5 protein-coding genes are annotated in these 12764 nt (G+C 60.3%); all 5 read left to right on the top strand.

Annotated elements, in window-relative coordinates:
- Positions 1–199 precede the first annotated feature (199 nt).
- The 5 genes from AC5RT8_RS05655 to pglX all read left to right on the top strand — a co-directional run bounded on the left by AC5RT8_RS05655 (position 200) and on the right by pglX (position 12721).
- A complete protein-coding gene (locus tag AC5RT8_RS05655; RefSeq protein ID WP_494094732.1) occupies positions 200–2590 on the top strand; it encodes a protein kinase domain-containing protein in 2391 nt (796 codons plus the stop codon).
- Between the two features lie 55 nt (positions 2591–2645).
- A complete protein-coding gene (locus tag AC5RT8_RS05650; protein WP_494094731.1) occupies positions 2646–3329 on the top strand; it encodes a vWA domain-containing protein in 684 nt (227 codons plus the stop codon).
- The gene (locus AC5RT8_RS05645) at positions 3330–4079 is read left to right on the top strand and encodes a PP2C family serine/threonine-protein phosphatase (RefSeq protein ID WP_494094730.1); all 750 of its coding nucleotides are present in this window, start codon (positions 3330–3332) and stop codon (positions 4077–4079) included.
- Between the two features lie 810 nt (positions 4080–4889).
- Entirely contained in the window at positions 4890–9122 is a 4233-nt protein-coding gene (pglW, locus tag AC5RT8_RS05640) for a BREX system serine/threonine kinase PglW (protein ID WP_494094729.1), read from the top strand.
- Positions 9119–12721, top strand: coding sequence for a BREX-2 system adenine-specific DNA-methyltransferase PglX (gene pglX, locus AC5RT8_RS05635; protein ID WP_494094728.1), 3603 nt, complete (start codon positions 9119–9121; stop codon positions 12719–12721). Before pglW ends, pglX begins: the two co-directional genes overlap by 4 nt.
- Positions 12722–12764: the final 43 nt, after the last annotated feature.

The raw sequence follows: 12764 nt of genomic DNA, 5'->3' as shown, positions 1-12764 counted from the left end.
AATGGTGACTGATCGCGTCCTAAACATAGACGGCACAGCAAATGCCTTACGCTTAGTGCATTTATTGACGACATTAGTGTTTGGGGGACGGCGTGCACGTGAGGATTCACGAAGGCTGTATGCCCGAGGCGTTCGGTAGACGACACCATCCGTCTACAACCGTGACACTTTCCCTTCGCGTGGGTGGGGGAAGCCACGCATGACCAGCACCAGCACGGCCATCAGCTATCCGCCGGAAGAATTCGTTGTCTCGAACCGCCGCCTGTTCATCGACACAAATGTATTTATGGACACGGACCCCGCTCGCGAGGGTGCTCTGAAGAGGTTGTTTGAGCGTTGCGGTAAAGCCATCCTTTCTCAGGGCCACCCAATTGTTGTGCCAAGCAAGGTTGTGGACGAACTACGTAAGAACAGCAAAGCTCATTTTGCCAAACCGAATCAGTCTCAGCCTTCACCCACCGCAAAGGCTGCTAACGCTCTCGTTTTTCTGGGGGACGCTGAGAAGCTTGGCCTGATTCGTACGGATCTGGGTGACATCTCGAATCCATACGCCGACGATCTGTTCGTCGATGTATTCAAGGCTTATGCCCCCCAGTATGAGATGTGCTTGATTACAAATGACATCACGCTGCGCCTGCGCATTCGTCTACTGGCCGCAGAGATTGATCGACGTCTCGTAACGGGCACCGTCACGAAAGATGGCTTGATAGAGGTAGATAACGACCAGGCTCTCTATGAGCGAGGCGTTCGTAAACTGAAGCGCAAGGTTCGACAAATTGATGAGGGATCGGCGGACAATAAGGACCACTGGGAAGTCGACTCCCTCACGCCACTGCTCGATGCGTTTCGAGAAACTTACGGAGTAGAACCAGTACGAGAGCCGCCCACAGCCCGGACGGCGGCTCCAGGACCACGACGCCCGGCCCGGCCCGTAGACCAAGCAACTGTCGGGGCATTCAGTTCAAAGCCCAGCTTCAAGGGTCCTGATGCCGTTCTCCCAAGGATCGCGCCTACGGTTGAAGGTGACGAAGTACGGGCCATTTCCGCCACAAACGGCACCCGTCCCCTCATTTTGGGCGCCCTGCTCGGCGAGGGCGGCGAAGGACGCGTCTACACCGTTGTCGGCGACGACCGAACAGTCGTCAAGGTGTTCGACCCTGAACACCGCTCAGAGCACCGCAAGGAGAAGGTAAGGCTCCTTCTGTCTAGGAAGCTGGAACGTCACGGCATCGGTTTTCCTATCAGTATGGTCACGAATCTGGACGGAGAGTTCGTCGGCTACGAGATGCCGCGCGCCAGCGGTAAAGAGTTGCAAGCGACCGTTATGCGCCCTGCGCGGTTCAAGCGGACCTATCCGAACTGGTCTAAAGCCGACTTGGTTGATGTCTGCATATCCTTCCTAGAGAAGGTGGCTTACCTGCACTCGCTGAACATCCTTCTTGGCGACATCAATCCCAAAAACGTCATGCTGGATACGGACAAGAATGTGTGGATTATCGATGCTGACTCGTGGCAGCTTGAAGGTTATCCGTGTCCGGTTGGTACGCCGATGTTTACCGCGTCCAACGTCAAGGGAGACTACGCGGATGCACTCCGCACGGAGCAGGACGAGCTCTTCGCTGTTGCAACCATGCTGTTCATGATCCTGATTACCGGCCAATTTCCCTACGCCCGTAGCGGCGTTGATGGTGGCGACTTCGCAGAACTGATCAGGAGTGGAAAATTTGCCTTCCAGTTCAAGGGCGCATCAGACCGTGACCAGCCTGAAGGTAACTGGAAGTTCATGTGGAGTCACTTGCCGTCCTTCGTGAAGCGGATGTTCTGGAACACCTTTCATCGAGACGGCACCCGCTATGACAACGGGCCCTCAGCGGAGGAATGGCTCAAGGTCTTCAGGAACTACCGGAGGTTTTTCGGCAGCTCGGACGACTTCGACCCTCTGTCCCACGACGTTTACCCGACGCGATTCCGCAAGATGGAAGCGGCTACTCCTGAATACCCGTGCGGCGAATGCGGTACGTCACTGATCGGACGCTGGCAAGACGAGAGAAAGACGTACTGGACGCCGGAACTCTGTGACGGGTGCCGGAGGAACGTGCCCAAGTGTTCGGACTGCAGCAAGCCCAGGAATCCCGCAGCGTTGAGAGACGGGCGGTGCTGGGAATGCAACCACAAACGCAACTACGGCACGTGTGTCAGCTGTGCAAAGGAGACTCGTCGGGCCCACCTCACCGGTGGGCGCTGCATAAACTGTCAGCTTGTTCCTTGCAAGGACTGCCGAACACCGACTATGAAGCCCGAACTTAAGTTCGGGCGCTGCACGAGCTGCGCAGTGAAGGCGGGGCAGCTGAATCCCAATCGGTTGTGTGCCGATTGCCGCCAGCCGTTCATTACGCCCGATCACGAACAGTGGTTCATATCGCGGGGGCTTTCGGTACCGAAAACACACCAGAAGATAAAGAAGACGTGCCCCACGGCGCCCACAAACCAGCCAGCGTCGTACACCCGTAAGCAGCCCGCCGCCGTCAGCTCTGGTACTACGCAGAAGAAGAGCCTATGGCGGCGCTTCAGCGACTGGATGAATTCCTGATCGTTGCGCTGATCCGCCCAAAAAACCCACCACCTCAACCGAAAGTGACTCCCTGATGGCGCTCAACATTGGAACCGATGACCTCGTAGAGAACCCAACACCCCGGGTTCCGGTGGCCCTGTGCCTCGATTCAAGTGGCTCCATGATGGGCGAAAAAATCCGCGAGCTCGTTGAAGGCGTAAACCTCTTTTATGACGCTATTGACCAAGACGATGATGCCCACGACGCGGCCGAGGTAAGCGTGGTCGAATTCAACTCCACGGTGAAGCTCGTCCAGGATTTCGCCAGCATAGATCTGCTAGTCAAACCGATGCCGCAAATTCACGCTACAGGCGGCACCGCGCTAGGCGAGGGTGTAAACCTGGCGTTGGATACCTTGGAGAACCGCAAAGCCGTGTACTCCGGAGCCGGCGTCCTCTACTACCAGCCTTGGCTTGTCCTGATGACGGACGGCCAACCGAACGGCAGCTCCATAGAACTGGAACGCGCCATACAGCGCGTCACCGATCTGGTCGCCCAAAAGAAGCTAACAGTCTTCCCGATCGGGATCGGTTCCGACGCAGACATGAGCGTTCTGGCTAGGTTCAGCCCCAATCGTCCCCCGCTGCGCCTACGGGGACTCAGTTTCAAGGAGTTCTTCGAGTGGCTGTCGAAGTCCGTCTCCCGCGTGTCCCGGTCGACTCCTGGAGATACGGTGAAGCTCGACCTCGAGGGTTTGAAGGGCTGGGCGGAACTCTAGATGTTCAACGAATTCCACCATCAGGTCCGTGGTCGAGGGCACGAGCAGAACGGTACCCGCGGCCAGGACCGGACTGCCTATCTGTCTCGCCACGGTGTCCAGGTGCTGTGTCTAGCCGACGGTGCCGGATCGGCGGAATATTCCGAGTTCGGTGCACAGGCAGTAGTGGAAGAAGGCTGCGCGCTGCTCGCGGAGCGCTTCCCGGACCTCATCGCCAGTACTGGTGCCGAAGAAGCGCGTCAGCTGATTCTCGAGCGTCTGCTCAGCCGACTGGCAGGCATTGCCGATAAGCAAGGCTGTGCTGTTCCAGAGCTCGCATCGACGTTTCTGGCCGTCGCAGTGTCAGGTGACAGATTTATCGCGGTGCATGTCGGCGACGGCGTCATCGGCTACGTGAAGCAGGACCGGCTGCAGGTCGTTTCGACACCTGACAATGAAGAGTTCGCAAACCAGACCACCTTCGTAACGTCGCCCTCGGCCCTGGCTTCCATGCGCCTCTACCGCGGAAAATTGGAAGGGGTTGCGGGTTTCATCACGATGAGTGACGGAACAAGCGAAAGCCTGTACGACTTCCGGTCAAAAACTCTGGCCCCAGCGTGCGCGAAACTGATCGAAGCCGTCGGAAAGCCGCGTCGAGCGCAGTCAAAAAGCTCCAAGTACAAGAAACACCTGCGGAAGCTCGTCAATACAAGGTTGCGCTCTGCCACCAAAGACGACTGCTCCCTTGGCATCCTCGCGCTAAGGCTGTGACGGAGAAACAGCGTCCTGGCAACTGCTTACGCGGTGTCGCATTATTCGGCGTGGCTCACCAAGCCTTTTTCGGACAACTGCTGTTCCTTGAGCACAAGGGAAAGCGCGTCATCAAACGGCACACCGGGGTGCTCACGAAAGGTGTGGCGGTGCCAGCGCGAAGGATGCCTTGGTTCGTCACTAACGGACCAAACGGGGATATCCGTAGGCTCAAGCATGCGGGATAGCCAGGAAATCTGGTCCCTCCAATGGTGCCTCGCCGGGCCTGTCGGAGCCGACGTCCCATAGGCGAGCAATATGCCGTCCGCTAAGGAAATCCCAGACTGTATTTCGTCACGGGATATCATCCATGGATCTTTTCGAGCCCCGAGAGTCTTCAATTCCCCAGATGATTGAGTCGGGAAAGGGAACATATTTGCCAAGCGAACGTATTCAAAGCAGAGGACTTTTCGGGCCGCTTCAACTCGATTGAGCGTCCGGATTCCACTCGTTTTCGGTGGGCTGGTGCAGATTGCCAATAACAATCCTGACGCTGGTAGTTCTTCGATTTTTCTCTCTTTATCGTGTCGCCGTGTGTTCACCTCGATTGTACAAGCGAGAGGCAGGTCCACAGCCCGGGCGCCTCAGCTTCCCCTGCCACCGGGCCTTCAGGTAAACGCTTGGTCGTATACCGCTTCCGGCATTAGCCTGCCGGCAGAGCGCTGGCGACGGGATTTGCGTCTGCCCCAGAGCATCCAAATTCGCTGTGACCAGAACGCTATTGCTCGGGTGTCGAGCTCCTACTCGCCCGCTTACCGATCTAAGCTGTATATGCAGGAAGCAACACCGCACAGGCATCACGACAACGAGCGAATCTGGAGCACCGATACACCGATGAAGGTTGATTCGCCCCACTGGAAAGTAATGGGCCCTGCCGCCACGCCGGAGGAAGCCGCCGCGTTGGAGGCCTTCCGCGAGGTCCTGCCCGACGACGGCCGCACCACCGCCTGGGTCAACCTCACCTTCATCGACACAAACAATCGAACGGCCGAAGTCGATGTACTGCTCCTGACTCCTGTGGGACTGTTCTGCGTGGAGCTCAAGGGGTGGCACGGAACCATCACCGGCAACTCCCAGCGCTGGTACCAGCCCGGCAAGACGCACCCGAACCCGTTCCTCGTGACGGACCGGAAGGCGAAACGCCTGTCGTCATTGCTGAAGACCTATGCATCCGGTCATTACACGGAGCAGTCCGTTCCGTGGGTGAATGCGCTCGTTGTGTTGCATGGCCAGGGCTCGACTTTCGCCGTCGACCCCTCCGGACGCGCCGGCGTCATCAAGCTGGACAAGTACAACGTCAGCTCCAACCCGCCGCTGCAACGCCTGAGCGAGTTCCTGAAGACTCCCCCGCCCAACGCCCGGGATTACATCGATCCCCAGCGCGCCCAGCTCGTACGGCACCTTTGCGAGAAGGCAGACTTCCTTCCTACCCCGAAGACCCGGATGGTCGGGGACTACGCCGTTGCCGATTCAGACCCCGTAGCCGAGGGCGTCGACTGGCAGGACGTAGTCGTCACCCACCCGAACCTTCCCAAAATCAAGCAACGTCTGCGGCTTTACGACGTACCGCCAAAGGCTTCAGCCTCCGAACGCAAACGCATCGAGCAGCTGGCTCAGCGCGAATACCAGCTCACCTTCGGAATCCGCCATGAAGGCATCGCTGTACCCCAGCAGTTCCTGGTGACCGACGACGGCCCTGCCCTGGTTTTCGAATATCAGACCGAAGAGCGTCCGCTCGATGCGTTCCTCGCCGACGAGGGGGCTGCGCTAACCCTCGACCAACGCGTTGCCTTGGTTGAGCAGCTTGGCGACATTCTCCGCTTCGCCCACCATCGGCATCTTTTCCACCGCGCTTTGTCACCGCACCGGGTATGGGTGCGTCCGTCTGCGGATGGTCCGCGGCTCGAAGTCCGCGACTGGTATTCCGCGCAGAAGGACCACGACACAGCCACGACGACGCGGTGGACCATCAGCCGTGGAGTGACCGACCTTCTCGGCATTGCCGGTGCCGAAGACATGGTATGGCTCGCACCTGAGGCACGCCACACCGTCACCGACGTCCCCGGCGCCCCGCTGGACGTCTTCGGGTTCGGCACTATGGCGTTCTTGATCCTCACGGGGAAGGCACCGGCGACAACGATCGCCGAGGTGCAGGAGATCCAGCAACAGGCGGGGCGGTTCGATCCGCGGACCGTCACCGCTGCACTGCCGGACAGCCTCGCCGATGTTATTGGCGAACTGACGGCTGTCAATGAGGCCGAGCGTCCAGCCTCGGTGGAGGATGCGCTGGACCTGGTCCGTTTGGCCTGGGAAGAAGTCCGCCGTCCGGATGATCAGGCCCCCCGGGCCGTCATCACCGACCCGCTGGATGCCCAGAGCACCGATATGATCGGCGAACGCTTCCTGGTCGAAGGCCGCCGCGGCGAGGGATCATCCGGAGTTGCCCTGGCGGTGTTGGATGACGCTACCGGCGATGACAGGGAACTCATCCTCAAAGTCGCCCGGGATGACGCTGCCGGGCGGCGAATCGACGTCGAAGCCCAAGTGCTCAGTGGACTCGAGCATCCCCGCATCGTCAGACTGCGTGAAAAGCTCGAGCTCGGCGGCCGCACTGCGCTGCTGATGTCGGATGCGGGCAAAGAGACGCTCGCTACCCGTCTGGTCAAGGAAGGCCAGTCAACCCTGGAGCAGCTGCAGCGCTGGGGTACTGATTTGTTGGAGGCCATGGCGTACCTCGTGGATGCCAAGGGCATTTTCCACCGGGATATCAAGCCTGCGAACCTGGGCATCGCTCCCGACCCAGGCTCTCGGAAGCCTCACCTCACGCTGTTCGACTTCTCACTCGCGCGTGAACCGCTGGAGAACATTTCTTCCGGAACGCCTGGCTATCTGGATCCCTTCCTCGGCACAGGGCGGCGTGCGCGTTACGACCGCGCTGCCGAGCTTTGGTCCGTCTCGGCGACCCTGTTCGAGATGGCTACCGGCGTGCTGCCCTGGTGGCCAAACGGAGCCAGCGCACCGGCGCACCCTTCTGACCGGCCGGTGATTGAGCCGACGTCGTTCGATCCCGCCGTGAGCGCTCAGCTCACCGAGCTGTTCACGAAGGCCCTCTCGCCGGATCTCAACGAGCGGTTTGGCAACGTTGAGGACCTGCTGGTCGCTTGGACCGACGTTTTCGCATCCCTCGCCTTGGATGTCGAGGCAAAACAGAAAGATGATGAGCTTGCCGCTAACGTAACGCTCGAGACACCACTGGAGCAGTCAGGCCTATCGGCGCATGCTCTGTCGGCGCTGCGCCGCCTCAACGGCATAGTTACCGTTGGGGATGTCCTCGGTGTTCACCCGGTCAAGATCAACGGCATTCGGGGCCTGGGCGAGACTTATCGCAAGGAGATTCAAGCCCGCATCTCTCAGTGGCGAAAAGCCCTCCGCCCGGCGGAAACCGCTCAAGGAGCCGAGATAACGCTCGGGGTGGACCGGGTGGTTGGCGATCTGCTGGAAATGCTTCCCGCCGGGGACAAGCCGCTGGCCAAAGGGCTCCTGGGCCTGTCCGAGGCTGAACCATGGCCCACGGTGGCCGAGGTAACCTCCAAATTCCAGACCACCAGGGAACGCGTCACGACGATGCTCGACGACGCCGCCTCGACGTGGTCGAAGAATCAGCCGTTCGTGGCTGCGTGCGGAGAGCTGATCAAGATCCTCGTTGATGCCGGGCGGGTCATGACAGTGGTGGAAGCGGCGAGTGCGCTCCTGACTCTCCGTGGTTCCACCCTGGACGGCCCTGAGCGTTTGGCTCACGGGCTGGCCCTGGTGCGGGCCATCGTCGAATTCGACGCCCGAGACAGTCAGCCAAACTTTGTTTTGCGTCGCCGTGCCGGCGGCAAGGCCGCTCTGCTGGCGCTCAGTGACCAGACAGAGCCCCAGGAGGACGATGTATCCCCATCTGCTGACCTCCTCACAGATTTCGCCGGAGAGCTGGGAAATAAAGCCGATGAACTAGTCACAGGCGGCGTTGTAGCCGCCAGCACGGCAATCCAGGAACTTCGCAGTGTTGTCGAGGAGCTCGGCGGCGCCGGCCAATGGTATGTGAGCGACACCCGTCTGCTGCGGTTGTCCGCTGCCGCCAGCCAGACAGCGGCCGTATCCGGATTCCAGGAGCTGTACCCACGCAACTTGCCGATCAAGCACGCACTTGAACACGCCATGCGGGGTAAACCTGGACGCTCCATCAGCCAGATGGCGGTGCGGCGCACCTTGGCTGCTCGGTTCCCGCACCGGACCGAGTCGCTTCCGAGTTCAGACAAGCTCGATTCCCTGATGGGAGAGCTATATCCCGAGCTGGTTAACCGGGACGGAGTTTATGCCCCCAAGAGCACCGTTCTATCGGGCACCGGGACAGGAACGTCCACTCAGTTCACGCCAACGCCTGCCGCTGACGTCTCCCGGAAGTTGCAGGACTCACTGGGCAGAAATGCAGCACTGACTCTCACCGTGGCGCCCAAACGGTATGTCGCTGCCGCGGAGACGTTAGCTTCCCGCTACGGCGTGGAGGTCGTCGACGTCGCAGACCTCGTGGTCCGTGCAGCCAAAGCGAGAATAGAGAAGGCCGGTGGTATTTGGACCGGATTGCTCGGCTACGATGCGTTGGACCGGGAAAGCAAGGAATGGAAGTCCCTCGTGCAAGTCGTTCAGGGAGCCGTCGAACCACTTTGGACCGACCTGATCGCATCCGCCAAACCGCTGTTGCTGACGAATGTCGGACCGCTGATGCGGTATGACATGGCTTCGCGGCTGGCGTCCCTGCTCGACACCGGCAGTAAACGCCCGGCAGCCCGTTGGCTCTTGGTTGCCAAACCCGGCGATGCCCGCGCACCTCTGTTGGAGGGCCGGTCCGTGCCGCTGGGTCCCAGCGGCTGGATCGATCTTCCCCGCGAGCTGACTCGTCCCGAAGGCACCGCCTCTTCCACCTTTGACCGTACTTTTTTGACCGGAGATTTTGCATGATCACGTCCTCTACCCTCCTGCCGGATCTGAAGTCCCAGCTGAAGGTCCTGCAGGCCGATCTGAGGCAACGGGCCGACGACGCGACCACAGCCTGGGGTGCCCTCCTGCAGCAGCAGCACGCCGAGGCCCTGAGGCGGGAGCGCACGGGTCTGTCCTGGACAGCGTGGCGGGACAACGAGGTCGACCAGGCTGCGGTGGCCTGGATTGTGGCCACCACGTTCATCCGATTCTGCGAAGACAACGACCTGCTAGCCGGCGCCACCCTGGACGGGGTCCCGGTCCCGGTGGGCTGGATCGCCGGACCGGGCACCAGGACGGTGCGTGCCCGAGAGAACCAGACCGCCTACTTCCGCACCAACACCAGCCACCATGACCGGGACTGGCTGCAGCAGGCCTTCCGCGTGCTCGCGGCCCAGCCCGCCGGGGCCGCTCTGGTCGACCCCGAACACAACCCGGTCTGGAGTGCCGAGATCAGCGCCGAAGCCGCTAAGGGCCTCCTGGACTTCTGGCGCCGCACCGACGCCGGCGGGAACCTGGTGCATGACTTCACCGACCCGGACCTAGACACCCGCTTCCTGGGTGACCTTTACCAAGACCTGTCCGAGCACGCCAAGAAAACCTATGCCCTGCTGCAGACGCCGGTGTTCGTGGAGGAATTCATCCTCGACCGGACCCTGACCCCGGCCGTCAACGAGTTCGGCATTGAGGGGCTGAAGCTCATCGACCCGACCTGCGGTTCCGGTCACTTCCTCCTCGGTGCGTTCGAACGCCTCAACCAGCAGTGGGCCGCCGAAGCACCGGGCATGGATCCCAAGCAGCGGGTCCGCAAAGCCATGGACTCCATCCACGGCGTGGACTTGAACCCCTTCGCCGTTGCCATTGCCCGGTTCCGCCTCACCGTCGCCGGACTCCTGGCCGCCGGGGAGAAGTCCCTGGTTGGGGTGCCGGAGTGGGGATTCCACCTGGCCATCGGTGATTCCCTCCTGGGCGAGCAGGGCGTCACCAAGACCCTCTTCGGGGAGAACACCTACACGTATGCCACTGAGGATCTGGGCGAATACACGGACATCCTCAAGCCCGGCCGCTACCACGTCGTGGTGGGAAACCCTCCGTACATCACGGTCAAGGACAAGGTCCTGAACCAGGCCTACCGAGACGCCTACAAAACAACCGCCGGGAAGTATGCACTCTCGGTACCGTTCATGGAGTTGTTCTTCCGCCTCGCTATCAAGGGCGGCACCGGACAGGGCGCCGGCCTCGTCGGGCAGATCACCTCCAACTCGTTCATGAAGCGTGAGTTTGGCAAGAAGCTCATCGAGGACCTCTTCGCCGGCTACCACCTGGACAACCCGGTGGACCTGACCCACGTCATTGATACTTCCGGGGCATACATCCCCGGTCACGGCACCCCGACGGTGATCCTGATCGGCCGACGCCGCCGCCCCGTCGCTGATCAGGTCCGGGCTGTTCTGGGTGTCCGAGGAGAACCCGGCCGTCCCCAAGACCCCGCTATGGGTCTTGTATGGACCGAAATCGTAGAAGGCATTGACTCACCTGGACTTGAGGGCGCTTATGTCAGCGTCGCGGATCTGCAACGTGAAACGTTTACGACATTTCCATGGTCGCTCTCCGGCGGCGGCGCGAGTGAGGTATTTAGGGCGCTAGAGCACCGTGCTGACAAACGTCTGAAGTCACTGCTCTCAACCGACATAGGATTCGCTAGCTTTCCCGGAAACGACGAACCATTTTTACTCGGCGAAGCATGGTTTCATCGGCACGGCGACGCGGTGGAAAATGGAAAGGAGCTGGTTGTAGGCGACGTTGTCAGAGATTGGGACATTCGGTTTGACGAGGTTGCCTTAGCCCCATACGACTCCTTATTCCGGCCTGTGGCGTTCAACCCCGATTCAAGTTGGGGACGTCACCTCTGGTGTTTTCGGCGTGTTCTAGAATCCACGACTGGTTTTGGTGGCGAGACGCTCAAGAATAGTGGCCACGAGTGGTGGACGTGGTACCGGTGGGTTAGAGCGCGCTATCTGACACCGTTGACGATTGTCTTTGCCTCCATCGCAACGCACAACCATTTCGTACTCGACCGCGGTGGAAAAGTCTTTAAGCAGTCTGCGCCAGTGATTAAGCTTCCGGATAACGCGTCTGAAAAGCAGCATTTCCAGCTGTTGGGTGCGCTCAATAGCTCTGTGGCGTGCTTCTGGCTCAAACAGGTCAGCCATGACAAGGGGAACGGTGGAATCGGTGGAGGGATCGCGGACCAAGAGTGGGAACGCTTCTACGACTTCACCGGTACGAAGGTTCAGGAGTTCCCTCTTCCCGTAAATATTTCATCAGCACGCGGGGAAGTACTCGATCAACTTGCTAGTTCTCTCAGCCAAGTTACTCCACGTTCGACGATATCGAGTTGGAGGACAGAAGGGCTCAAAGGTTCCCTCTCAGAGTTCTTGTCGTCTGCCCACGAAGACTATGTGAACCTGAATGGCAGGCTTATCTTCGAACAGGAAGAACTTGACTGGGAGACTTACGGCATCTATGGCCTGCTGACCGACGAGCCACTGAGATACGGTGGTTCCACAATAGACGCAATACGACTTGGGCAGCGTGCGTTTGAAATCCAATTAGCTCGGCGAATCGCGGCAGGCCACGAGGAATCGGCTTGGTTCGAAAGGCACAGGTCTCTTCCAACCGTTGATCTGCCGGCCCAGTGGCCGGAAGACTACCGGGCGCTCGTTCAAAAGCGCCTTGACCTCATGGATACAGACCGAAACATTCGCCTGCTGGAGCGCCCTGAGTACAAGCGCCGCTGGCTAACCACTCCATGGGAGAAGCAACTCCGGGTCGCCTTGGAAGATGCGATCTTGGACCGCCTCGAAGACGCGGGCCTGTGGCATGACCCTCAAGGGCCGGCAACCCGTTCAATCTCCCAGTTGGCGGACCTGCTGCGCCATGACAAGGTTCTGCTTGAACTCGCCCGCGTGCTCACGGGAAACCCTGAACCGGACCTGGCCGCTGTGATCGGTTCCCTGGCGCCGGCGCAGGCCGTCCCGTACCTGGCGGCCTACCGGTACAAGCCCTCCGGTCTGGAGAAGTACCGGGAATGGCAGAAAGTCTGGGATCTGCAGCGCCGCGAGGACGCCGGGGAAAAGGTCACCATCCCGGTCCCGCCGAAATACAAAACACCGGATTTCCAGAAGGTCTCCTACTGGCAGGCCCGCGGCAAGCTCGACGTGCCGAAGGAACGGTTTGTGCTCTATCCCGGCTTGGGCCGGGAAGGCGACACCAGTCCCGTGCTGGGCTGGGCCGGCTGGAACCACCGGGACCAGGCCGTCGCCCTGGTGCGGGAGATCATGCACCAGCAGGGACTCGGTGCATCCAACGATGCTCTGGCCCCGATGGTGGCCGGGCTCGTGGAACTGGAGCCTTGGCTGCACCAGTGGCACACCGACCTCGAACCCGAGTTCGGCACCAGCGCTGCCCAAGCCGTTACCAGCCAGATCGACCAGTTCCTGACCCAGCTGCAGATGACCCGCGAGGACCTCAATGACTGGCGGCCGCAAGCCACGGTAAGGGGACGCAAACGTGCCTGATCAACTGGAGCATCGTCCTTTTACCCGAGTAGACCTAATCCAC

The organism is Arthrobacter sp. Ms25 (assembly GCF_059090365.1).
The sequence above is the reverse complement of the archived record's forward strand: the minus strand, read 5'-3'. Positions and strand labels throughout refer to the sequence as shown.

Excerpts from the sequence above, each read along its gene's own strand:
- pglW (WP_494094729.1), top strand. The coding sequence starts at position 4,890 with ATGCAGGAAGCAACACCGCACAGGCATCACGACAACGAGCGAATCTGG.
- AC5RT8_RS05645 (WP_494094730.1), top strand. The coding sequence starts at position 3,330 with ATGTTCAACGAATTCCACCATCAGGTCCGTGGTCGAGGGCACGAGCAG.
- AC5RT8_RS05650 (WP_494094731.1), top strand. The coding sequence starts at position 2,646 with ATGGCGCTCAACATTGGAACCGATGACCTCGTAGAGAACCCAACACCC.
- AC5RT8_RS05655 (WP_494094732.1), top strand. The coding sequence starts at position 200 with ATGACCAGCACCAGCACGGCCATCAGCTATCCGCCGGAAGAATTCGTT.
- pglX (WP_494094728.1), top strand. The coding sequence starts at position 9,119 with ATGATCACGTCCTCTACCCTCCTGCCGGATCTGAAGTCCCAGCTGAAG.